The organism is Hymenobacter miniatus (genome assembly GCF_016427455.1).
GTDB lineage: Bacteria > Bacteroidota > Bacteroidia > Cytophagales > Hymenobacteraceae > Hymenobacter > Hymenobacter armeniacus.
Genome location: NZ_JAELXR010000011.1, coordinates 135,573 through 156,962, shown reverse-complemented (window position 1 = coordinate 156,962; position 21,390 = coordinate 135,573). Strand labels below are relative to the sequence as shown.

Genomic DNA, 21,390 nt, shown 5'->3' with positions numbered 1-21,390 from the left:
TTCGCTTGTTCTGTCTATGCCTTTTCGCACCCTTCTGACGGCGGCGCTGCTCGTGGTTTCGGGCGCCGCGCTGGCCCAAACCGGTGGCGTCACCGTTGGCGCGGCCGGGGCCCCCGATGCCTCGGCGGCGCTGGAAGTGCGCAGCACCACGCAGGGGCTGCTGCTGCCCCGCCTCACGCTGGCCCAGCGCAACGCCGTGGCGGCGCCGGCGGCCGGCCTGGTGCTGTACCAAACCGACAACGCGCCCGGCCTCTACGCCTACGACGGCACGGCCTGGGTGCGCCTCGGCGGCGACAACCTCGGCAGCCACGCCGCCACCCAAAACCTCAACCTGCAGGCCTACGCCCTGGTGGGCAACGGGGCCGACATCGGCACGGCCACGGGGGTGGGCATACGCGGCGACGGCGGCCTCAACCTGGGACAGAACACGACCGGCAACAACCTGTACGTGGGCTACCAAGCCGGGCGCTGGAACAGCTTTGGCCGAAACAATTTGTTTTTTGGCTACCAAAGCGGCTACGCCAATACCTTCGGCAGCTTCAACCAGTTTAGCGGCTACCAAAGCGGGTTCAACAACGTGAGCGGCAGCAACAACCTGTTCAACGGGTACCAGAGCGGCTTCAGCAACACCCAGGGCCGCAACAATTTTTTCAGCGGCTACCAGAGCGGCTACGCCAACACAACGGGCAACAACAACCAATTCACGGGCTACCTAAGCGGCCGGAACAACACCACCGGCAGCAGCAACCTGTTTAGTGGCATTCAGAGCGGCTCCTCCAACACGACGGGCAGCCAAAACCAGTTCACGGGCTACAACAGTGGCTTGTCCAACACCACGGGCGAAAACAACTTATTCAGCGGCTACCAGAGCGGCTCTTCTAATTCGACGGGCAGCAACAACCTGTACATAGGCCACTCCAGCGGCCGGGGCAGCTTCGAAGGCAACTACAACCAATTCACCGGCCACTACAGCGGCTACTTCAATATATCGGGCAATTACAACCAGTTCAGCGGCTACGAAAGCGGCTTCTACAACCAGACCGGCAACAACAATTTGTTCGTGGGCTACCAAGCGGGCTACAACAACTCGGAAGGCAGCTCCAACCAGTTCATGGGCTTCACGAGCGGCTACGCCACCTCGACGGGCAGCAACAACCTGTTTGTGGGCTACTCGGCCGGCTACTACAACGAAACGGGCACCTACAACACCGCCCTGGGCCACGCCGCCGGCCCGTCTTCGAGCGACCTCACCAATACGACCGCGCTGGGCTACCAAGCATCTGTGAGCCAGAGCAATTCGCTGGTGCTGGGCGGCACCGGCAGCAACGCCGTGCGCGTGGGCATTGGCACCGCGGCGCCGGCCCAGCAGCTGGAACTGGCCGGGCAAGACGCGCCCACGGTGCTGCTGCACTCCAGCGGCAACGGCCAGCTGGCCGGCGGCACCCTGCAGTTCCGCGAAAGCAACCTGGTGTACGGCTGGAACCTGCGCCACAACACCGGCGCCAGCGAAGGCGGCAGCTCTGCCGACCGCCTCGTGCTCGAAGCCGTGAACAACGGCACCGCCGACCCGCTCATGACCTGGGACGAAAACAACAAGCGCGTGGGCATCGGCACGGTGGCCCCCGCCGTGCGCCTCGACGTGACCAGCCCGGCCAACACCACGGCCGCCTTTGCCAGCACGGCCTCTGACCCCAACGGCGTGCTCACGCTCACGGTGCCAGCCACCAACGCCGCCTGCAACACGTGCTCGGAGTTCGTGGAGTTTTTCAAGGCCGGCAGCAGCAACTTCCTCGGCAGCATCTACGCCAACCTGAGCGGCAACGCGGTGGTGTACGCCACCACGTCGGACCGGCGCATGAAGGAGCACATCACGCCCACCCACTTCGGGCTGGCAGACCTGCTGAAGCTGCAGGTGAAGGACTACAACTTCATCGGCCAGCCGGCTACGGCCCGCACCACCGGCCTGCTGGCCCAGGACCTGTTTCAGGTTTACCCCGACGCCGTGAAGCAGGGCGACGCCGGCCCCGTGGTGCGCGACGCCTGGGCCGTGGACTACGGCCGCCTCACGCCCCTGCTCATCCAGGCCATTCAGGACCAGCAGAAGCAGATTGAAGCCCTCAAGGCCGATGCCGCCGCCCAGCGCCAGCGCGCCGACCGCGCCGAAGCCAGCACCGCCGGCTTCGAGCAGCGCCTGCGCGCCCTGGAAGCCGCCGGGGCCTGCGCCGAAGCCGGCCGCTAGCCCCCCCATCAAGATGGGCTTGCGCCCCGCGCGCCGGCTCAAGAAATTTGTCTTTGCCCTGGCCCCCGTGCCGAAGCCCCTTTCCTGCATTAGTTAATGAAAAACCTCTCCTTTCTACTCGGTGCGGCGCTTGCCCTGGCCATCCCGACAGCGGCCCTGGCCCAAAACGTGGGCGTCGGCACCACTGCCCCCACCCAAAAGCTCGACGTAAACGGCAACCTGCGCGTGCGCGGCCTGAGCGGCGAGGGCGCGCGCCTGCCCCAGGTGCTGCCCGACGGCACCCTGGGCCTGCTCGACAACGCCGACTCCAGCCCCACCGGCACCGCCCCCAACCAGCTCGGCAGTGCCGCCACCGGCCAGGGGCCCGTGGCGGTGGCCGTGAACGGCGCCACCGCCTACGTGGTGAACAACGGCAACAACACGCTGCAAACCTTCGACGTGAGCAACCCGGCCAATCCGGTGTTGCTGAACGGTACCAGTCCGGGCGCGGGCGGCGGCGGCCTAAATGGGGGCACTGCCGGTACGCTCATCGGCGCAGGCCCCAGCGGGGTGGCCGTGCGCGGCACCACCGCCTACGTGGTAGACGCCGACGACGACATCCTGCAGGTATTCAACGTGGGCAACCCCGCGCAGCCCACGCTCCTGAACGGGGCCGCGCGCGATGCGGGCACCCGCACGGGCAGTTCCCCCAGCGCCGTGGCCGTGAGCGGCACCCTCGTCTACGTAGTAAACAACGGCAGCAACACCCTGCAACTATTTGACGTGAGCAACCCGGCCAGCCCCACGCTGGTCAACAATGCCTCGCCGATGGGCACCCGCACCGACAGCCGGCCCGCCGCCCTGGCCGTGAGCGGCAGCACGGTGTATGTAGTGAACAACGGCAGCAACACCCTGCAACTATTTGACGTGAGCAACCCGGCGGCCCCGCGCCTGCTCAACCCCGCCACGGCCGGCGGCACCACCGGCGGCACGGCCACCGGCAACACCCCCAGAGGTGTGGCCGTGAGCGGCAGCACGGTGTATGTGGTGAACGATGGCGGCCGAACCCTCCAGGCCTTCGACGTGAGCAACCCGGCGGCTCCGCGCCTGCTCAACCCCGCCACGGCCGGCGGCACCACCGGCGGCACCGCCACCGGCAACCGCCCGGCCGGCATCGCCCTCAACGGGTCGCGCGCTTACGTGGTGAATTCGTTTTCTTCCACGCTGCAGGCCTTCGACGTGAGCAACCCGGCCGTGCCATTTCTGCTCAACCCGACCACGGCGGGTGGCACCACCGGCGGCACGGCCACCGGCCAGGAGCCCCGGGCCGTGGCCGTGAGCGGCACCACGGCGTACGTGGTGAACTACGCTGCCAACACGCTGCAACCCTTTCGCATCAACTCCCTGCGCGCGTTGGGCTTGCTGGCCGACGGCAGCCTGGCCGTGGCCGACGACATCATTACCCTGCCCGGCGACAACCTGGGCAGCCACACGGCCACCCGCCCCCTCAACCTCAACGGCTTCGCGCTCACCAGCAGCTCCGGCCCCGTCACCCTGACCGCCGACCTGTCGTTGGGGTCCCGCCTGCTGCGCGGCACCTCGGCCGTGAACCTGGGCAGCAACCTCAACCTGGGCACCAACCAACTGGTGGGCAACGGCGGCAGCCAGGGCCTGAGCATCGACAACGCCGGCAACGCCGGCCTCGGTACCGGCACGCCCAACGCCAAGCTCGACGTGAACGGCTACCTGCGCGTGGCTGGCGCCAGCGACGCCCCCGCCGCGGGCACGGTGCCGAGCGTGGCGTTTCTGAAACTGACGGCCACCATGCCCACCACGGCCGGCACCCAAATTGTTCTCGACCACGGCCTGACCGTGAGCAAAATCCTGGGCCTGCAAGTGCTGGTGGATTGCGGCAACGGCAATCATTCGCCGCCTAGCTTCACGGACAACGCCGGTGAACTGTATTATGCTTACCTTAACAACGGCCGGGTAGTGCTGCGGGCCGGAGCCGGCAGCACCTCGACCTCGGTGCTGGGCAAAACGGCGCGCATTCTCATCACCTACGAGCAGTAGCGCGTTCAACGCCCCGCTTTCTCACACGCCTGCCCGGCTTTGTACTACCTCATGAAAACACTGTATACGCTTTTGCTTGCGCTGCCCGCACTGAGCGGTTCGGCCCAGGCCCTCACCAACGACGGTGCCACCATTACGGTGCAGGCCGGTGCCACCATTTACGTGGAAGGCGGCGTAAAAAACAACGCCGGCAGCACCCTGGCCAACGCCGGCACCGTGCAGCTCACCGGCGACCTCACCAACGCCGGCACCCTGAATTCCAGCGGCCTGCTCCTCTTCGCGGGTACGACAAACCAAACCTTCGCGCCCGGCGCGGCCACCGTGGCCAGCCTCACCCTCAACAATACCGGCGCCAGCGGCCAGCGCACCCTCGCCCTGCCGGCCGACCTCACCGTGACATCGGCCCTCACGCTGCAAAGCGGGCTGCTGCGTACCGCGCCGGCGGCCATGCTCACCCTGCCCAACGGCGCCACGCTCAGCGGCGAAGCCCCGGGCCGCTACGTGCAAGGCAACCTGCGCATTGTGCGCGCGGCGGGCAGCGGGCTGCTTGACTTCGGCCATGGCTTCGCCCTCAACCGCAGCGGGCTGGGCCAGGTGGCCGTCACGCGCACCGCTGGGCTGCTCACCGACAACCTCAGCCGCGGCATCAACTTTACCACCCCGGCCCTGAAGGGCATCGACCGCATCTGGACCGTGGAAACGGCCGTGGCCCCCGCCGCGCCGGTGGAGGTGGTGCTGCAGTGGCTGGCCGACGACGACAACGGCCTCACGTCCTTTGCCAGCGCCCAGGCCTGGCGCGCCGATGTGGGTTCAGCGCTCTGGGGGCCGGCCAGCGCCCAACAAGCCGCCACCGTGAGCGGCAGCACGCGCAGCTTTTCCTTCAGCACCGCCGCGCTGGGCCGCCTCACCGTGAGCAATGCCGCCAACCCGCTGCCCGTGGAGCTGTCCGCCTTCACCGCCGAGCACGCGGGCGACTACGACGGCCTGCTGCGCTGGACCACGGCCTCGGAGAAAAACAACGACCATTTCGACGTGGAAGCCAGCACCGACGGCCTCGTGTTCCGGCGCATTGGCACCGTGAAGGGGCACGGCAGCACCGCCCAGCCGCAGAGCTACCAGCTTCTCGACAAAGACTTGGCCCGCTACGCCGCCGACGTGGTGTATTACCGCCTGCGCCAGGTCGACGCCGACGGCTCGGCCGCCTTCTCGCCCATGCGCTCGCTGAAAGTAGCGGCCCCGCTGGGCCTGGCAGCCACGGCGGCACCCAACCCGTTTGGGGCCCACGGCACGGCCCTGAGCGTGCGCACGGCCACCGCCGGCCCGGCCACCCTGCAGCTTTTCGACGCCCTGGGCCGCGCGCTGCTGCGCCGCGCGCTCGACCTGCCGGCTGGTTTCACCTCCGTGGCGCTGCCCGAGCTGGGCGAACTCGCCACTGGTCCCTACGTGCTGCGCCTGGTGCAAGGCACCCATCAGGTGGGCCTGAAAGTGGTGCGCGAATAAGCCTGCGAATCATGTTTCGTCCGCAGGATTTTTGGGCGGGTGCCGGCATATTGTCCGGCACCCGCCCGACTTATTTTAGGATGACTTCTGCATGTCCCATTACGTGGTTTACCTACGTAAGAAATAAGTACAATCTGCTCAAACCTCCGCTTAAATACGTAACAATCGGGCGTTAAAAGGTCCGACCTTTGCCCTGTACTTCTCACGCACCCTCATGAAAACGCCTGATTTACTGCAAGCTGGACCGTCAGCTTCGGTGCTGGCTACCGCTCAAGGCCGTCAACGGTTGGTGATGACTGCCCTGCGCCTTACGGAAAACACTGCCCTGGCCCCGCAAGCGTACGAACGCGCCCTCCTCGACCGCTTTGTGGCCGGCGAGCTCACCATCGACGAAGTGCTGCAGCGCCTCGGGTGAGCCCGCGGCCCGCGGCTGCGCCCCCGCGGGCGGCTTTACTGTTCTGGTTGGGGAGCGGGTGGCAGCCGCAGGGTGCCGGCCGTGGGCGGCTGCTTGTTGGCGATGGGCTGGAAGCGCGTTTCGCGCGGCCGCTTTTCGCTGAGGTATTTCCAGTAGCGCAGGGGCATGTGGCGGCGGTGCAGCTTCAGGTTTTTGCGCTCCGGGATGTTGACGTGGTCGAAATACGCCTGCCACAGCACCTTAAACAGCGGCTCGCGCTCATCGAGCACAGTAGCCGAGAGGCCCGTGCCGCGAGGAGCCGTGGCCGTTTCAAACTGCACCACGTCGGTGCGCGTGAGGTCGTAGTAGAGGCCGTAGTGGCGGCGGCGGTCGTATATCAGCCAGCGCTGGTTGGCGTAGCGCGTGGTGAAGTGCGCGGCAATGAGCGGCAGCACGTCCATGTCGGGCTCGACGGTGGCGTGAAACAGCTCGTCGGTGGTTTTTTCGAAGCGCACGAAGGCTTCCATGCGGTGCTTTTCGCGGAACATCTGCTGGGCCAGGCGCTGCACGCGGCGCACGTCGGCGTTGGCGTAGTTCTCGGCAATGTCCTGCGGGGAGCGCAGGGCCAGGTCCACGTACCGGAACACCAGCATTTCCCGGTCCGCGTCTTCGCTCAGAAACACGTGGTAGAGGCGCGTGCGAGCTTCGGCGTCCATCGTGTTGAGCAGGCCGTCCCACACCCGGGCGGCCAGGGTTTCGCTGGTCTCGACGGGCGCAGGTGCGGCAAACAAGCCACCCTGCACGGCAGCTTCGGGCTGAATGCTGTTGGGCGCGGCTTTGCTGTCGTACACGGCAAACAGCACCGTGAGCAGGCCCTCAAACGTGCCGTCGTAGGTGTAGTCGCGCGTCGGGCCCGTGAAAGCGGGCACGGGGCGGCGCACGGCCTTGCCAGCTGGCGCAGGAGTTGCCGGCGGCCGGCGAAGGGGGCGAATGTTGGCCATGGGCTACTTCAGAAAGTGGAGCAACAGCTCGTTTACTTCGGCGGACATTTCGTGCTGCACCCAGTGGCTGGCGGGCAGGTACGTGAGCTCGGCGTCATCGCAGTACGCTAGGCTTTCCTGGGCCAGCTCGCGTTTCAAAAACGCATCCCGTTCGCCCCAGATAATGCGGACGGGCACCGTAACCCGTCCCGCTTTGCTCAGACGGCTGGCGTAGCGTCCGGCGGCACGGTACCAGTTTATCATGCGGTGCATGGCGCCGGGCTGCGTCCAGGCCGCTTCGTACAAGGCCAAATCGGCGGGGCTGAAGGTGCCCCGACGGCTGGTGCCGCGTAAGGCCTGGCGGGCAAACCGCCAGCGGCTACGCTTCACCAGCGCCTCGGGCAGCCACGGCAATTGAAAGAAGAAAATGTACCAGCTTTTCAGCAGTTGGCCAGGCTTACGCAACAGCGCCCGGCCCATCACGCGCGGGTGCGGCACGTTGAGAATGGCTACCCGGCTCACGCGGCTAGGATAATGCGCAGCCATATGCCACGCCACCGCCGCGCCCCAATCGTGCCCAACTACGACGGCCGTTTCGCACCCTGCCGCGTCCATCAGCCCTACCGCGTCGGCGGCCAACTCGTCAATCACATAGCTGCGCACGTGGTCTGGCTTGTCGCTCAGGTTATAGCCGCGCTGGTCGGGCGCCCACACCCGGTAGCCGGCATCGGCCAGCACCTCAATTTGCTTGCACCAGGCATACCAAAACTCTGGAAAGCCGTGCAACAGCAGCACCAGACGGCCCGTGGCCGGACCGCATTGCACCACGTGCAGATGCAGGCCGTTGGTGGGCACGCGGTGGTGTTCGACGGCATAGGGCATGCTTAGCTGTACCCCCAGAGTCCGGCGGGGGTTGCGCATGGCGTGGGCTCAGCGAGTCCGCACCGACTCGAACGAGACCAAGGAGGTGCGGTTTCGCTGAGTTTACGCCACGGGCGTTACGCTGCCTGCTGGCTCTGCTCGGTGCCCAGCTGGGCTTGGTGGCGGGCACGGGCCTCGTCGTGCATCTGGCGCACCAGGGGCATGAGCTCGCTGAGGCGGCACACGCAGGAAAGGCGAGCCACTTTATCCGACGAGGGCGTGGCGGGGATGGGCTGGTTTTGGCGGTGAATGACTTTCATGACAGAAAAAAAGATGTCGTGTTGCACGCCGCCCAAGCTGCTTTTCGACAGCGAGGGGAGGCCGTTGGAAAATGGAGCGTCGTGGGGCATAGCTGCTAAGAAGCCTGAGCGAACAGGTCGAGTTGTTGGGTGACGAGGGCCGAGCGCACCGAGCCGGCGCCGAACAGAATCTGGCGGCGCACTTGCTGCTCGCTCAGCTCGCCGATGATGGGCTGGTGCTCGCCCTCGCAGGTGAGGAAGTATTTAGCCCGCTTGAGCACCACGCCCAGCTGGCGCAGCGTCTCCATGTTGAGCCGGGCAAAGCGGCGGGCGGCCACAATGCGCTTGGCCGAGCGGGCGCCCACGCCGGGAATGCGCAGTATCATCTCAAACTCGGCCGTGTTCACATCCACCGGAAACACGTGGCGGTTGCGCAGGGCCCAGGCCAGCTTGGGGTCGATTTCGAGGTCGAGGTGCGGGTGGGCGGGGTCGAGGATTTCATCGGCCTGGAAGCCGTAGAAGCGCATCAGCCAGTCGGTCTGGTACAGGCGGTGCTCCCGAATGACGGGCGGCTGCGTCACCTGCAGCAGGCGGGCGTCGTCGGTCACGGGGATGTAGCCGGAATAGTACACACGCTTCAAACCGTAGCCCTGGTAGAGCGAGTCGGTGAGCTTGATGATTTGCAGGTCCGTCTCGGCGCTGGCGCCCACGATGAGCTGCGTGGTCTGGCCGGCAGTGGCGAAGTTGGGCACCTTCTTGAACAGGGCCTTTTCCTCTTTATTCTGCATGATGCCATCCCGAATCTGGCTCATCGGCGTTAGAATCTCCTGGTAGTTCTTCTCCGGCGCCAGGGTTTGCAGGGCCAGCTCCGAAGGCAGCTCAATGTTCACGCTGAGGCGGTCGGCATACAGGCCGGCTTCCTGAATCAGTTCCTCCGAGGCACCCGGAATGGTCTTGACGTGGATGTAGCCGTTGAACTTGTGCTCGGTGCGCAGTTTCTTCACGATGCGCACGAGGCGCTCCATGGTGTAGTCGGGGCTGGAAAAAATGCCGGAACTCAGAAACAGCCCTTCGATGTAGTTGCGGCGGTAGAAATTAATGGTAAGGTCCACCACTTCATCTACCGTGAAGGCGGCGCGCTTCACGTCGTTGGAGCGGCGCGACACGCAGTAGGCGCAGTCGAAAATGCAGTGGTTGGTGAGCAGGATTTTGAGCAGGCTCACGCAGCGGCCGTCTTCGGTGTAGCTGTGGCAAATGCCCATGCCCTCGGCGTTGCCCAGGCCTTTGTTCTCGTTTTTGCGCTTGGCGCCGCTGCTGCTGCACGAAGCATCGTACTTCGCGGCATCGGCTAATATGCTTAGTTTCTCTTGAATGCGCTCGTTCATGAGGAAGGGCTGGCTTTCGGGCTTAAAAGTAATACGCAGTGGCCAAACAGGCAACATCTCTTAAGCTAATTTTTTTGGGAATAGTTTCTTTTTTCTGGAAAATAAATCTCGACCATTGCGCGGACTTTTAGCAAGAATGGCCCGGCCGGCCAACGGGCCCGGCTCCTTTTCGTATTTTGCAGCGTTGCGCCCCATTATGAGCTTTCGCGGTTGGTTATTTTGCCTTGTTGTGGTGCTGGCCGGGGCCGCCCGGCCCGCGGCGGGGCAGACGTTTGACCCGCGCTCGGCCGTGCCGCCCGATTCGCTCAAGGCCAGCGACGAAATCCTGCCGCACCGCCCCGACTCCCTGCGCCGCCGCTTCGACCAGGAGCGCATCATCAACCGCCTCAAGGCCTACTCGCGCCGCAAAACCATCGTGGGCAAGGCCCTCTCTGGCCTGCTCAATTTCACCCAGCGCCAGGAAGAGCAGGCCGGCCTCGACGCCGTGCTCCTGAACCGGCAGTTCGACCAGCACAATTTCAAAGTCGTGCGCCGCGTCGAGATTACCACCCTCGACGCCTTCGGCTACAGCCTCAGCGACTCGACCAAGGTGCCGCGCAGCTTTTGGGAGAAGTCGGGCAATGCCCTGCACCTGAAAACCTCGCGCTCGCGCATCCGGCAGGTGCTGCTGTTTCGGCCGGGCCAGCCCCTGGAGCCCCAGGCCCTGGCCGAGTCGGAACGCCTGCTGCGCCAGACGCCCGAAATCCTGGACGCCCGCGTGCTGGTGAACGAAACCAGCAGCACCCGCGACAGCGTCGACATCCGTGTCATCACCACCGACGTGTTCAGCATCACGGCCGGGCTGCAGGTGGGCTCGGCCACGGCCGGCATCGTCACCTTCGGCGACCAGAACTTTCTGGGCCAGGGCCACCAGCTCGAAAACGCCTACGAGTACGGCCGCGGCCTGAGCACCGACAACGGCGAAACCCCGCAGCAATGGTCGTACGTGGGCAGCTACACCGCGCCGTTTCGCAACTTCGTGTACGGGCAGGCGCGCTACCGCAACGAGAACAACTACCGCTCGGGCGGCGTCACGCTCAAGCGCGACTTCTACTCGCCCAGTGCCCGCTACGCCGGCGCCATCACCTTCGACAGCTATTCGCAGGACGTGGCCCTGGTGGCGCCCCCGCCCGGCCAGCCCTACGTGTATTACCCGCTCAAGTCCCTGGTGCAGGACGCCTGGGTGGGCCGCGCCCTGCGCCTGCGCTCCTACGACCTGGGCTACGAAAACCCGGGCCGCGTGACTGTGGCCGGCCGCCTCATTCGCACCGATTTCAGCGCCGTGCCCCGGCCCGACCCCGGCACCGGCGTGCCCACCCCCGACTACCACGACGGCACCCTACTGCTGGGCACGGTGGGCTACTCCGTGCGCCGCTACTACAAGGACCGGTACCTGTTCGGCTTCGGCCGCACCGAAGACGTGCCGGCGGGCACCCTGCTCAGCCTCACGGCCGGCTACGACGTGAACCGCGTGGTGCCGCGCCGCTACCTAGCCGCCCGCATCGCCGCGGCGGGCTTCAACACCCGCAGCGGCTACCTCTACGGCGCCGTCGACATCGGCGCCTTTCAGCGCCTCGACCAAAACCGCCAGTGGGAACAGGGCGTGCTGTCCACCGAGCTCACCTCCTTCACGCGCCTTTACCACTTGGGCGACTGGCAGTACCGGCACTTCCTCAGCAGCCGGGGCACCATTGGCATCAACCGGCGGCCCGGCGACATTCTGCAGGGCATCACCAACGACCGGGGCCTGCGGGGCTTTTCGCCGGCCACGCCCATTCTGGCCACCAGCCGCTTCGTGGTGAACTACGAAACCACGTTGTTTACGCCGCTGTCGCTGCTGGGCTTCCGGCTGGCCGGCCTGGCCTTTGCCGATGCCGCCTGGGTGAGCGAGCAGCCGCGCGGGGGCTCGCCTTTTGGCCGGGCGCCCTACACGGGCTTTGGGCTGGGCATGCGCTTTCGCAACGAGTTTACGGCCCTGCGCACTTTCCAAATCCTGATTGGCTACTACCCGCGCGGCCTCACGGCGGCCAACGGCGTGCGCCTGTTCGAGTCGGCCCGCGAAACGGTTACGTTCAACGACTTCGGCCTGGGCGCGCCCGGAACGGCCCCGTATCAGTAGGCCGCGCCGCCAGCAAAAAGCCCCGGCCTATGCAGGACCGGGGCTTTTTTATAAGCTAGTATAAAGCACTCGTTAAAACTCGGATAGAATATAGGGCAGCAGGATAAGGTGGCGGTTGTGAGTAGCGCGGCTCACAACCGCCCTTCGAATAGGTAGCAATGCGCTGGTATTGCAGTCGGTAAACGTGCGGGGCGAAGCCGAAGCGGAACTAACGGTCGGCCGAGAAGGCAATGGGAATGGTGCAGGCCACGCGCACGGGCTGGCCGTTTACGCGGGCGGGCTCCCAGGGCGGCATCAGCCACACCAGGCGCAGGGCCTCGTCGTTGAGGCCATTGCCGGGGCCGCTGATGACGTGGGCGTCGGTGACTTTGCCCTGGGCGCTGAGGATGAAGTTGACGTACACCTTGCCCGAGATGCGGCGCTGCAGCGCCACCTGCGGGTAGCGAATGGACTTGGCGAGGTAAGCCGCGAAAGCCTTGTCGCCGCCCACAAACTGGGGCCGCACTTCGGGATTGATGAACACCGAGTCGGGATTGAAAGCGGGCGCGGACACCACGGCCTTGAGCACGGCCGGCAAGGGCGGGGCCACGGAAACAGTGGCAGGACCGGTTTGCAGCGAGGCCGTGGCCCCGGCCTGTGCGTGGCCCTGGCCCGTGGCCAGCAGCCCGGTCAGGCTTGCGAGTGAGAGGTAGCGTAGATAATGCATCACAAGCAAAGGGGTAAGAGGTAAATAATGGCGGAACCTGGGCTTCCGCTTGCCAGCACTAACGGATTAAAGATACAATAGGTTTTGTCAAAATTGTCTTTTCGGCGTAAAAATAATTTCGAAATCGTAAAGTGCAAAAGCTTTAATAAATGGACTGCCTAAACAAGCAAAACGCGTTTAGACCACCTTTATAGTCATTTAATGGCTTCAATTATGCAACAAAGATATGCAGTTTTGGCACTCTGCAAATATGAGCAATGCTAATTTTATTTAAAATTTAATTTCACTATTTCAAGATTATTCAGAATAGGCTTGCGAAGACAAAAAAGGGCTTACTTTTGTAATCGTAAATCGACGATAAACAAATCAGCACCATGGCCATACACAAGCGGCAAGCCTTCACGGACCAGGACCAAGAACTGGCGCAAGTAGCTAAGGCTCTGGGGCATCCGGCGCGGGTGGCCATTGTGCGCCTGCTGGCGCAGCGGCGGGCCTGCGTGTGCGGCGAGCTGGTGCTGGAGCTGCCGCTCTCGCAAAGCACCGTATCGCAGCACCTCAAGGAATTGAAAGCCGCCGGCTTGGTGCAAGGCGACGTGGACGGCCCGCGGGTGTGCTACTGCCTCTCGCCCACCGGCTGGGCCCGGGCCCGCCACCTGCTGGGCGACCTGCTGGCCGAACTGCCCGCACCGCCCGAACCCCAATGCGCCTGCTAAAGACGCCCTCGTCCTTTCCCTTTTCCCCTACTTCCCCATTCTCCTTTTCTCCTACTTCCCACTCTCCTTTTCCCCAACAACGCCATGAATATTTCCGAGATGAAGCAGGCCCTGGCCACCGCGGCGGCCGTGAACTTCCGGCTGCCGGACGGCACTCACCTGCCGGCCCATTTCCACGTGACGGAAGTGGGGCTGGTAAACAAGCATTTCATCGACTGCGGCGGCGTGGAGCGGCGCGAAACCGTGGCCAACTTCCAGCTGTGGGAAGCCGGCGACTACGACCACCGGCTGGCGCCGCAGAAATTCCTGCACATCCTGCAGCTCTCGGAGCGCATTCTGGGCAGCGAGGACCTGGCCATTGAGGTAGAATACCAGCAGGCCACCATCGGCAAGTTCGGGCTGGAATTCGACGGCACCGACTTCGTGCTCACGGCCAAGCACACGGCCTGCCTGGCGCAGGATGCCTGCGGCATTCCGGCCGAGCTGCTGGCCCTGCCCCAGCTCCAAACAGCCTGCTGCACGCCCGGCGGCGGGTGCTGCTAATTCCGGTTCGCACTTAAAAAAGCTGCATTCATGCCTGACCAGAAAAACGTGCTGGTGCTGTGCACCGGCAACTCCTGCCGCAGCCAGCTGCTGCACGGCTACCTCGAACAGCTGCTGGGCGAGCGCGCCGCCGTGTACAGCGCCGGCGTGGAAGTGCACGGCCTGAACCCGCGCGCCGTGCGCGTGATGGCCGAAGACGGCGTGGACATCTCGGCCCACACCAGCAACCACGTGGACGAGTACGCCCACGTGCCCTTCGACTACGTGCTGACCGTGTGCGACCACGCCAACGAGGTGTGCCCCGTGTTCCCGTCGTCGGCCCGCAAGCTGCACCACAATTTCCCCGACCCCGCCAAGGCCACCGGCAGCGAGGAGGAAATCATGGAGCAGTTTCGGGCCGTGCGCGAGCAGGTGAAGGCCTACGCCCACGACTTCGTGCGGGCGCAGTTTCAGGCTGCGTAATCGGCCGGTAACAGTTTCTTAACGCGGCTTCCGCAATCCGGGGCACCATTTTGGGCCGTAGAGGCTACCTTGAAGCCGGGTTTTATCCGCGGGCTTTTCATTCCACCGCATGAGCATTCTTCCGATGACGGCCGCGCATTGGCCGGCCGTGTGCGCCATCTACGCCGAAGGGCTGGCCACCGGCAACGCCACGTTCACCACCGAGCCCCCCACCTGGGAGGCCTGGGACGCCAGCCACCTGGCCGCCTGCCGGCTGGTGGTGGCCGCCGATGATGCGCCGGAGCAGCTGCTGGGCTGGGCGGCCCTCTCGCCCGTGTCGAGCCGCTGCGTGTACGGCGGCGTGGCCGAGGTGAGCGTGTATATAGCGGAAGCCGCGCGCGGGCAGGGCGTGGGCCGGGCCCTGCTGGCCGCGCTGGTGAAAGAATCGGAAAACCAAGGCCTGTGGACCTTGCAGGCAGGCATTTTCCCCGAAAATGAAGCCAGCGTGCGCTTGCACGAGGCCGCGGGCTTCCGGGTGGTGGGCCGCCGGGAGCGGATTGGCCAGCTGCACGGGCAGTGGCGCGACACGCTGCTGCTGGAGCGCCGCAGCGCCACGGTGGGCGCCGCCCACACCCCGGCCTGATGCAGCCGGTAACCCTTCGTCGCTGCCTGCTGGCCGAAGCGCTGGGCACGGCCGTACTGTTGATTTTTGGGACGGGCGCGGCCGTGGTGAACGAGCAAACCCACGCCCTGGGGCACGGCGGCGTGGCCGCCGCCTTTGGGCTGGTGGTGTTCATCCTCATTCAGAGCCTGGGCGACACCAGCGGCGCCCACGTGAACCCGGCCGTGACCGTTGGCTTCTGGGCCATGGGGCGGTTTCCGGGGCGGCGGGTGCTCCCTTATATAGGTGCGCAGCTGGCCGGGGCGGCGCTGGGCAGCGCCTTGGTGAAGCTCGTTGCCAGCGAAGGCTCCAACCTGGGCGCCACGCTGCCCGCGCATGGCGCCGGGCAGGCGCTGGGCATCGAGATGTTTCTCACCTTCTGGCTGATGCTGGTGATTCTGCGCGTCACGGCTGGTTCGAAAGAGGTGGGGATGCTGGCGGGGCTGGCCATCAGCGCCACGGTGGCGCTGGAGGCGCTGGTGGCCGGCCCGCTCACGGGCGCGAGCATGAACCCGGCGCGGTCCTTCTCCCCCGCCCTGCTCAGCGGCAACTGGACTGATTGGTGGGTGTATGTGCTGGGGCCGGTGGCCGGCGCGCTGCTGGCCGTGGCGGTGGATAAGTATTTGCAAAGCTCTTCAACGGTGGAGCCTCCCCTCTAATAGTAACCAGGGTCCCTGTTGAAAACCTGGGGCTGCCTCGTGGGACCAAGAGCAAACTTTCTGCCCAGCGGCGAGTTGCTGCGCTTTGAATCTTACAAGCTGCCGCCATGACCACCGCCGCCCTGAGTGCCCTCTACGAGGAATTGGCCCCTTGCACTGGCCCCGACCTGAACTCCCTGCTGCCCCCGGGCATTCAGCGCGAAATCGGCCATTTCAACGCGTTTGATTTGAGCAACCTCTGGGAGGCCAGTTCGCTACGGCCCGCTACGCCCTACGCCTGCCGCTCCTTCTACAAAATCAGCTTGCTGCGCAGCCGCAGCTGCACCGCATACGCCAACGAGACCATCGCCATTGCGCCCGATGCGCTGGTGTTTTCGACGCCCAAGGTGCCGTTTCAGTGGTGGCCCGCCGAGCCGCAGCGTGGGCATTTCTGCCTCTTCACGGCCGAGTTTCTGCTGCCGGTACTTGGGGGCCTTGCCCCGGATGAGCTGCCCTTGTTCCAGGCCGACGGCTACCCCGTGTTTCAGCTGACGCCGGCCGAAGTGGGGCGGGCGGAGGCCATTTTTGCCCGCATGCACGAGGAGCTAGCCTCCGACTACGCCCACAAGTACGACTTGCTGCGGGCCTACGTGCTGGAGCTGCTGCACCTGGGCCAGAAGCAACGGCCCGCCGCCACGCTGCACCCCGCCCACACGGCGGCGGCCCGGCTTTCGTCGCGCTTTGTGGAGTTGCTGGAGCGGCAGTTTCCGCTCGCCACGCCCCAGCAGCGCGTGCGCCTGCGCACCGCCAAAGACTTTGCCGACCACCTGGCCGTGCACGTCAACCACCTCAACAAGGTGCTCAAGGACAGCACCGGCCGCACCACCACCGACCTCATTGGCGGGCGACTGGCGCAGGAAGCCAAGGCGCTGCTGCGCCAGTCGGACTGGACGCTGTGGGAAATTGCCGACGGCCTGGGTTTCGTCGATGTGGCGCACTTCTCGCACTTTTTTCGGCGCTACGCGGCCGTGAGCCCCGGCGCGTTTCGGACAGCAGAAGCGGTGCCGATTTGATTTTTACAAGAAGCTGATTGGCGGGTACAACACCGTCGGCGGCGCGCCAGAGGACCTTTGTCGTGTTCAAATCAACACCACCAAGAACCTCCCTATGCGTACTTCCAAAATCGCCCTGCTCACCGGCGGCAGCCGGGGCCTGGGCAAAGACATGGCCCTGAAACTAGCCCAGCAGGGCATCGACGTTATCCTGACTTACCATACCCAGCAGGCCGAAGCCGCGGCCGTGGTGGCCGAAATCGAAGCGTTGGGCCGCCGCGCCGCGGCCCTGCGCCTGAACGCGGCCGACATCAGCACGTTCGAGGCGTTTTTCGGGCAGGTTGCCACGGTGTTGCACGACACCTTCGGCACCGACCGGTTCGACTTTCTCATCAACAATGCCGGCACCAGCCTCAACGTCCCCATTGCCGAAGCGACGGAGGCGCAGTTTGACGACATGCTGAATATTCACTTTAAAGGTGTGTATTTCCTCACGCAACGGGCGCTGCCGCTGCTGCGCGATGGCGGCCGGATTGTCAATGTTTCTTCGGCTACTACTCGCAGCTCCTTCGCGGGCGTTTCGGTCTACGCCTCCATGAAAGGGGCCGTGGAAGTCTTCACGCGCTACCTAGCCCTGGAGCTGGGCAGCCGGGGCATTGCGGCCAACGTGGTGGCACCCGGCGCAGTATTTGGCGGCGGCGCCATGACGGATACGCCCGAAATCCGCGCCTGGGTAGCCCAGGCCACGGCCCTCGGCCGCGTGGCCGAACCCGACGACATCGGCGGCGTGGTGGCGTTCCTCTGCACCGAGGCCGGGCGCTGGGTGAACGGCCAGCGCCTGGAACTGACGGGCGGCATGACGCTGTGAGGCCAGCAGGCCTTGGCGCAGCTGAAAAGGTCACGCTACCAAAAAGCTTCCCCACGCTGAGCGTGGGGAAGCTTTTTTTATTTCAAAACCGCTTGGCCGCCTAGCTCGCTTGCTCCCATGTCCAACGGTTTTTCAACTTCCAGCAGTGCTAAGGCTATTTGGAGTTGCGCCAGTAAGGCTGAACTTGTACCTCCTCGCCATTGACTGCGAGCAGCGGTAGCCAGGGTCCGGGCCAGTTAGGGGAACGGTTCGCCGGTTTATTGTTTTCGGCGGTTAGCACCACTTCCTTTCCTAACGCTTGGGAAAGGCGCATAAGGTAATCCAGTAGCTGCTGATGGACTGCGAAGGAAGTGATGTTGCGCGGGTCGATGTCGTTTTCAATCTCGTCGTCCTGGAAGAAATGGCACCGAATGTCTATTTCACCCACGAAAAAGCCTGCCCCAAGCATATTGGCCTGGCCGTGGCTGTTCCATAGCTGCTCCACTGCGGCAAAATCAATCTGGTTGAGCCGGATGCTTTCGCCGTCGTAGAATTCCACGCGGTAGTTCGCATTGACGAAGTCAGCCCAGAGTTTCCAGTCTGCCCGGGTAGCGTCCAGCACGTAAATATCGCGCCACGAGCCGTCCACATCGTAGATGTGCTGCTGCAATTCTTCCCAACTCACAGCACTAATGGGCACTAACTGATTCATTATCGAGCGGAATAGAGATGGGCGGCACAAAGCTGCTGCGGTTTCTTGTAGCACCCCGCACAGAAACCGACCTTTGTTGCTTTCCCCAATTAAATACCACACCCCATGGCCAGCCTCCTCCTCGGCGATTACAACGACCTCGAAGTAGCCCGCGAAACCAGCATCGGCCTCTACCTCACCTCCGACGACGGCGACCTGCTGCTGCCCGAAAAGTACGTGGAGGCCGGCACCCGCGTGGGCGACATCGTGCGCGTGTTTGTGTACCGCGACTCCGAAGACCGCCTCATTGCCACCAACCTGCGGCCCCTGGCGCTGGTCGACAGCTTCGCGGCCCTCACCGTGAAGGACCACGGCCCGGCTGGCGCCTTCCTGGACTGGGGCCTGGAAAAGGACCTGCTGCTGCCCTACCGCAACCAGCGCCGCGACCTGCGCGTGGGCGAGCGGGTGCTGGTGTACGTGTACCTCGACGAGGAAAGTGACCGGCTGGTGGCCTCAGCCAAATGGAAGCAGTTCCTAAAAAATGCCCCCTTCCCCGGCGAGCCCGGCGACGAAGTGCGCCTGCTGGTGGCCGACGAAACCGAGCTGGGCTACCCCGTCATCGTGAATGGCACGCACCAGGGGCTGCTATTTCACAACGAGGTGTTCCGGCCGCTGCGGCTGGGCGAGCAGCTGCCCGGCTTCCTGCGCCAAATCCGGCCCGACGGCAAGCTCGACGTGCGCCTGCAAAAAGAGGGCTATGGCGAAGTGGAATCGGCCACCGACACGCTGCTCAAGGCCCTCAAGGCCGCGCCGGGCGGACGCCTGCCGCTGGGCGACAAGAGCCTGGCCGAGGACGTGTACCGCCGCGTGGGCATGAGCAAAAAAGTGTTTAAGAAGGCGCTGGGGGCACTGTTTCGGCAAGGGCTGGTGACGCTGGAGCCGGAAGCGACGGTGCTGAAGTAGGCCGCCTTTTCTTATTGCGAGCGGAGCAAAATCGTCCTTCTTCCTTCGGCGCAGCACATTCCTTTCAACCAGACGCTTTTTCCGGCGTATGGTATTCGGCCTTGTACTGCGACATACCAAATGCGGGGGCAGCAACAGGTTTCATCACATCAGGGGGCTGGTCGCTGAGAACAGGACGGATTGCTTCGCTCCGCTCGCACTGACAGGGCCGCTTGGCACACCATCCGCTATGCAAAAAACCGCTTTACTCGCCGGGGCCACGGGCCTCATTGGTTCGCAGCTGCTGCCGTTGCTCCTCGATTCGGGCCGGTACGCCAAGGTGATAGTGGTGGGGCGCAAGGCCGTGCCCACCATTCACCCCAAGCTGGTGCAGGTGACCACGGAGCTGGACCAGTTGGAGGATGTGCGCCTCAAGCTGATTGCCGACGACGTGTACTGCTGCCTGGGCACCACCATGGCGCAGGCCGGCTCAAAGGAAGCGTTTTACAAAGTTGATTACTTATATGTGGTGCGACTGGCGGCCGTGGCCACGGCCAATTTTGCCTCGCAGTTCATGGTGGTGAGCAGCATGGGGGCCGACGCCGAAAGCCGCATCTACTACAGCCGGGTGAAGGGCGAGATGGAAGCAGCCGTGCGGCAAACGCCGTTTCGGGCCATTCACATTTTCCGGCCCTCGCTGCTGCTGGGCGAACGCGCCCGGCCCCGCCTGGGCGAGCGCATCGGGGCGGTGGTGCTGGGCCTGCTGCGCCCGCTGCTGCGCGGCCCGCTGCTGAAGTATCGCCCCGTGACGGGGGCCACCGTGGCCGCCGCCATGCTGCGCGCCGCCGAGGAAGACGGCGGCGGCGTGCGCGTGCACGAGTCCGACGAGCTGGCCACCGGCCCGGGGTAGGGACGCGTAGTGGCGTTTCGGCGGCGCCGCTTGTGTTTCATCCGCTTTACGCGAGGAGACGCGCATACGCGTCCCTACATTTTCTCCGGCCCTGCGGGGCGGCTGCTCCCGATGCGTCGGCGAGGGCCGCGCCGCGGGGCCGGCGGCGTTTTGGAGAGGATGGGGGGAGGTGTGCAGAGGGCGCCGGCATCCGTGCTGGCACGGATGAAAAGCAGGTAAAAAATCCGTGCCAGCACGGATATTAATCTTTTACTATATATACAAACTTTACCTTTCTAAGCAGTGGTCTAACGACTGTCTGCCTCCGGGCAGGTGCCGTTGTGCTGCTCAGCCAGTTACGCTCACATCCAATTTTTTCTTTCTTTATGAAAAACCTCTCCGCTTCCCTCCTCTTCGTGTTGCTGGCGCTGGCCGGCCAGTTGGCTTCGGCCCAAACCATTCGCCGGGTGAACAACGCCGGCGTGACGGGCGCCAACATCTACGCCGATTTGACGGCCGCGCAAACGGCGGCAGCCAACGGCGACATCATCCAGGTGGAGCCTTCTACCACGCAGTACCCGGCCTTCAACTGCACCAAGCAGCTCACCATCGTGGGGCCGGGGTATTTCCTGGGCGAAAACCAGCCGCCGGCGCTGCAGGCCAACACCATCACCGCCAACATTTCGACCATTACCTTCTCGCCCGGCAGCGCGGGCAGCACGGTGGCGGGTTTGGAATCGAACACGTCTTGGTACATCAACGCCAACAACATCACGGTGCAGCGCTGCAAGCTCACGGGCTACATCTACCTGGCCTATGGCTCGAACACGAGCGGCGCCGTGCTGCGCCAGAACTACTTCTACGGCGTGCAGGAATCGAGCATCAGCACCAACTCGCTCATCACCAACAACATCATTTACAGCAGCACCAACATCAACGCGGTGGGCGCCTCCGGCGAGTTCAGCAACAACTCGGTGATTGGGGGCGGCACCAGCCTCAACAACTTCACGGTGCGCAACAACTACTTCGCCAGCACCTTCACGCCCACGGCCAACACGAACTGGGACTACAACTTCTTTGCCCAAACCACCCTGCCCACGCTGGGCACCGTGGGCACGCACAACACGGCCAACGTGCCCCAGTCCGCCATCTTCGTATTGGCGCCCACTGCCCCCGGCCAGTTCGACGCCTGGTACAAGCTGAAAACCGGCACCAACCCCGCCACGGGCGCCGGGCAAGGCGGCGTCGATATTGGCGCCACGGGCAGCGCCACCGGCTACGGCTACCGCTTTGGCGGGCTGCCGGCCATCCCGGCCATCTACCAACTGAACCAGGCCGTGACCGGCAACTCGCTGAACGTGACGCTGGGCACGCGCTCCAATAACTAAGCGGCGCCCGG

The 21,390-nt window shown here is 64.6% G+C and carries 21 protein-coding genes; 15 read left to right on the top strand and 6 right to left on the bottom strand.

Features of this window, described 5'->3' with window-relative positions; genetic code table 11:
• Positions 1 to 16: 16 nt before the first annotated feature.
• The 4 genes from JAO73_RS17380 to JAO73_RS17365 all read left to right on the top strand — a co-directional run bounded on the left by JAO73_RS17380 (position 17) and on the right by JAO73_RS17365 (position 6,206).
• Positions 17 to 2,239, top strand: a complete 2,223-nt coding sequence (locus tag JAO73_RS17380; RefSeq protein WP_198978410.1) for a phage tail-like protein — start codon at positions 17 to 19, stop codon at positions 2,237 to 2,239.
• A gap of 96 nt (positions 2,240 to 2,335) precedes the next feature.
• The gene (locus tag JAO73_RS17375) at positions 2,336 to 4,291 is read left to right on the top strand and encodes an LVIVD repeat-containing protein (RefSeq protein WP_198978409.1); all 1,956 of its coding nucleotides are present in this window, start codon (positions 2,336 to 2,338) and stop codon (positions 4,289 to 4,291) included.
• A 51-nt stretch (positions 4,292 to 4,342) separates the two neighbouring features.
• Positions 4,343 to 5,791: a hypothetical protein gene (locus JAO73_RS17370; protein ID WP_198978408.1), complete on the top strand. Its 1,449-nt coding sequence runs from the start codon at positions 4,343 to 4,345 to the stop codon at positions 5,789 to 5,791.
• A gap of 214 nt (positions 5,792 to 6,005) precedes the next feature.
• The gene (locus JAO73_RS17365) at positions 6,006 to 6,206 is read left to right on the top strand and encodes a hypothetical protein (RefSeq protein WP_198978407.1); all 201 of its coding nucleotides are present in this window, start codon (positions 6,006 to 6,008) and stop codon (positions 6,204 to 6,206) included.
• A 35-nt stretch (positions 6,207 to 6,241) separates the two neighbouring features.
• Here JAO73_RS17365 and JAO73_RS17360 read toward each other — a convergent pair whose 3' ends face one another.
• The 4 genes from JAO73_RS17360 to JAO73_RS17345 all read right to left on the bottom strand — a co-directional run bounded on the left by JAO73_RS17360 (position 6,242) and on the right by JAO73_RS17345 (position 9,710).
• Positions 6,242 to 7,186 carry a TIGR03915 family putative DNA repair protein gene (locus JAO73_RS17360; RefSeq protein WP_198978406.1) on the bottom strand — a complete coding sequence of 315 codons (945 nt, stop codon included), beginning with the start codon at positions 7,184 to 7,186 and terminating at the stop codon, positions 6,242 to 6,244.
• 3 nt (positions 7,187 to 7,189) lie between these two features.
• Entirely contained in the window at positions 7,190 to 8,047 is an 858-nt protein-coding gene (locus JAO73_RS17355; RefSeq protein ID WP_198978405.1) for an alpha/beta fold hydrolase, read from the bottom strand.
• Between the two features lie 116 nt (positions 8,048 to 8,163).
• A complete protein-coding gene (locus JAO73_RS17350; RefSeq protein ID WP_198978404.1) occupies positions 8,164 to 8,346 on the bottom strand; it encodes a hypothetical protein in 183 nt (60 codons plus the stop codon).
• A 95-nt stretch (positions 8,347 to 8,441) separates the two neighbouring features.
• The gene (locus JAO73_RS17345) at positions 8,442 to 9,710 is read right to left on the bottom strand and encodes a putative DNA modification/repair radical SAM protein (protein WP_198978403.1); all 1,269 of its coding nucleotides are present in this window, start codon (positions 9,708 to 9,710) and stop codon (positions 8,442 to 8,444) included.
• A gap of 229 nt (positions 9,711 to 9,939) precedes the next feature.
• On the opposite strand from JAO73_RS17345, the gene JAO73_RS17340 reads away from it, so the two are divergent.
• Positions 9,940 to 11,868, top strand: a complete 1,929-nt coding sequence (locus JAO73_RS17340) for a BamA/TamA family outer membrane protein (RefSeq protein WP_198978402.1) — start codon at positions 9,940 to 9,942, stop codon at positions 11,866 to 11,868.
• A 208-nt stretch (positions 11,869 to 12,076) separates the two neighbouring features.
• Here the strand turns inward: JAO73_RS17340 and JAO73_RS17335 are convergent, their stop codons facing one another.
• The gene (locus JAO73_RS17335) at positions 12,077 to 12,574 is read right to left on the bottom strand and encodes an energy transducer TonB (RefSeq protein WP_233169265.1); all 498 of its coding nucleotides are present in this window, start codon (positions 12,572 to 12,574) and stop codon (positions 12,077 to 12,079) included.
• Positions 12,575 to 12,948: 374 nt separating this feature from the next.
• On the opposite strand from JAO73_RS17335, the gene JAO73_RS17330 reads away from it, so the two are divergent.
• From JAO73_RS17330 to JAO73_RS17300, 7 genes are all read left to right on the top strand, one after another.
• Complete coding sequence (locus tag JAO73_RS17330) at positions 12,949 to 13,287, top strand: ArsR/SmtB family transcription factor (protein ID WP_198978400.1); 339 nt, start codon at positions 12,949 to 12,951, stop codon at positions 13,285 to 13,287.
• 84 nt (positions 13,288 to 13,371) lie between these two features.
• Entirely contained in the window at positions 13,372 to 13,830 is a 459-nt protein-coding gene (locus JAO73_RS17325; RefSeq protein WP_198978399.1) for a DUF6428 family protein, read from the top strand.
• A 30-nt stretch (positions 13,831 to 13,860) separates the two neighbouring features.
• Positions 13,861 to 14,292: an arsenate reductase ArsC gene (locus tag JAO73_RS17320; RefSeq protein WP_198978398.1), complete on the top strand. Its 432-nt coding sequence runs from the start codon at positions 13,861 to 13,863 to the stop codon at positions 14,290 to 14,292.
• A gap of 109 nt (positions 14,293 to 14,401) precedes the next feature.
• Complete coding sequence (locus JAO73_RS17315) at positions 14,402 to 14,914, top strand: GNAT family N-acetyltransferase (RefSeq protein ID WP_198978397.1); 513 nt, start codon at positions 14,402 to 14,404, stop codon at positions 14,912 to 14,914.
• The gene (locus JAO73_RS17310) at positions 14,914 to 15,591 is read left to right on the top strand and encodes an MIP/aquaporin family protein (RefSeq protein WP_198978396.1); all 678 of its coding nucleotides are present in this window, start codon (positions 14,914 to 14,916) and stop codon (positions 15,589 to 15,591) included. The genes JAO73_RS17315 and JAO73_RS17310 overlap by 1 nt, the downstream gene beginning before the upstream one ends.
• Positions 15,592 to 15,698: 107 nt before the next feature.
• A complete protein-coding gene (locus tag JAO73_RS17305; protein WP_198978395.1) occupies positions 15,699 to 16,643 on the top strand; it encodes a helix-turn-helix domain-containing protein in 945 nt (314 codons plus the stop codon).
• 94 nt (positions 16,644 to 16,737) lie between these two features.
• Positions 16,738 to 17,490, top strand: a complete 753-nt coding sequence (locus JAO73_RS17300; protein ID WP_198978394.1) for an SDR family NAD(P)-dependent oxidoreductase — start codon at positions 16,738 to 16,740, stop codon at positions 17,488 to 17,490.
• Positions 17,491 to 17,644: 154 nt separating this feature from the next.
• On the opposite strand, the gene JAO73_RS17295 is transcribed toward JAO73_RS17300, so the two are convergent.
• The gene (locus JAO73_RS17295; protein WP_198978393.1) at positions 17,645 to 18,181 is read right to left on the bottom strand and encodes a hypothetical protein; all 537 of its coding nucleotides are present in this window, start codon (positions 18,179 to 18,181) and stop codon (positions 17,645 to 17,647) included.
• Positions 18,182 to 18,286: 105 nt separating this feature from the next.
• On the opposite strand from JAO73_RS17295, the gene JAO73_RS17290 reads away from it, so the two are divergent.
• From JAO73_RS17290 to JAO73_RS17280, 3 genes are all read left to right on the top strand, one after another.
• Positions 18,287 to 19,123: a CvfB family protein gene (locus JAO73_RS17290; protein ID WP_198978392.1), complete on the top strand. Its 837-nt coding sequence runs from the start codon at positions 18,287 to 18,289 to the stop codon at positions 19,121 to 19,123.
• 229 nt (positions 19,124 to 19,352) lie between these two features.
• Entirely contained in the window at positions 19,353 to 20,012 is a 660-nt protein-coding gene (locus tag JAO73_RS17285; protein ID WP_198978391.1) for an NAD-dependent epimerase/dehydratase family protein, read from the top strand.
• Between the two features lie 365 nt (positions 20,013 to 20,377).
• Positions 20,378 to 21,379, top strand: coding sequence for a hypothetical protein (locus tag JAO73_RS17280; protein ID WP_198978390.1), 1,002 nt, complete (start codon positions 20,378 to 20,380; stop codon positions 21,377 to 21,379).
• Positions 21,380 to 21,390: the final 11 nt, after the last annotated feature.

What these genes read in the sequence shown, in the direction of transcription:
- JAO73_RS17380 (WP_198978410.1), top strand. Translation starts at nt 17, where the DNA reads ATGCCTTTTCGCACCCTTCTGACGGCGGCGCTGCTCGTGGTTTCGGGC.
- JAO73_RS17375 (WP_198978409.1), top strand. Translation starts at nt 2,336, where the DNA reads ATGAAAAACCTCTCCTTTCTACTCGGTGCGGCGCTTGCCCTGGCCATC.
- JAO73_RS17370 (WP_198978408.1), top strand. Translation starts at nt 4,343, where the DNA reads ATGAAAACACTGTATACGCTTTTGCTTGCGCTGCCCGCACTGAGCGGT.
- JAO73_RS17365 (WP_198978407.1), top strand. Translation starts at nt 6,006, where the DNA reads ATGAAAACGCCTGATTTACTGCAAGCTGGACCGTCAGCTTCGGTGCTG.
- JAO73_RS17360 (WP_198978406.1), bottom strand. Translation starts at nt 7,186, where the DNA reads ATGGCCAACATTCGCCCCCTTCGCCGGCCGCCGGCAACTCCTGCGCCA.
- JAO73_RS17355 (WP_198978405.1), bottom strand. Translation starts at nt 8,047, where the DNA reads ATGCCCTATGCCGTCGAACACCACCGCGTGCCCACCAACGGCCTGCAT.
- JAO73_RS17350 (WP_198978404.1), bottom strand. Translation starts at nt 8,346, where the DNA reads ATGAAAGTCATTCACCGCCAAAACCAGCCCATCCCCGCCACGCCCTCG.
- JAO73_RS17345 (WP_198978403.1), bottom strand. Translation starts at nt 9,710, where the DNA reads ATGAACGAGCGCATTCAAGAGAAACTAAGCATATTAGCCGATGCCGCG.
- JAO73_RS17335 (WP_233169265.1), bottom strand. Translation starts at nt 12,574, where the DNA reads ATGCATTATCTACGCTACCTCTCACTCGCAAGCCTGACCGGGCTGCTG.
- JAO73_RS17330 (WP_198978400.1), top strand. Translation starts at nt 12,949, where the DNA reads ATGGCCATACACAAGCGGCAAGCCTTCACGGACCAGGACCAAGAACTG.
- JAO73_RS17325 (WP_198978399.1), top strand. Translation starts at nt 13,372, where the DNA reads ATGAATATTTCCGAGATGAAGCAGGCCCTGGCCACCGCGGCGGCCGTG.
- JAO73_RS17320 (WP_198978398.1), top strand. Translation starts at nt 13,861, where the DNA reads ATGCCTGACCAGAAAAACGTGCTGGTGCTGTGCACCGGCAACTCCTGC.
- JAO73_RS17315 (WP_198978397.1), top strand. Translation starts at nt 14,402, where the DNA reads ATGAGCATTCTTCCGATGACGGCCGCGCATTGGCCGGCCGTGTGCGCC.
- JAO73_RS17310 (WP_198978396.1), top strand. Translation starts at nt 14,914, where the DNA reads ATGCAGCCGGTAACCCTTCGTCGCTGCCTGCTGGCCGAAGCGCTGGGC.
- JAO73_RS17305 (WP_198978395.1), top strand. Translation starts at nt 15,699, where the DNA reads ATGACCACCGCCGCCCTGAGTGCCCTCTACGAGGAATTGGCCCCTTGC.
- JAO73_RS17300 (WP_198978394.1), top strand. Translation starts at nt 16,738, where the DNA reads ATGCGTACTTCCAAAATCGCCCTGCTCACCGGCGGCAGCCGGGGCCTG.
- JAO73_RS17295 (WP_198978393.1), bottom strand. Translation starts at nt 18,181, where the DNA reads ATGAATCAGTTAGTGCCCATTAGTGCTGTGAGTTGGGAAGAATTGCAG.
- JAO73_RS17290 (WP_198978392.1), top strand. Translation starts at nt 18,287, where the DNA reads ATGGCCAGCCTCCTCCTCGGCGATTACAACGACCTCGAAGTAGCCCGC.
- JAO73_RS17285 (WP_198978391.1), top strand. Translation starts at nt 19,353, where the DNA reads ATGCAAAAAACCGCTTTACTCGCCGGGGCCACGGGCCTCATTGGTTCG.
- JAO73_RS17280 (WP_198978390.1), top strand. Translation starts at nt 20,378, where the DNA reads ATGAAAAACCTCTCCGCTTCCCTCCTCTTCGTGTTGCTGGCGCTGGCC.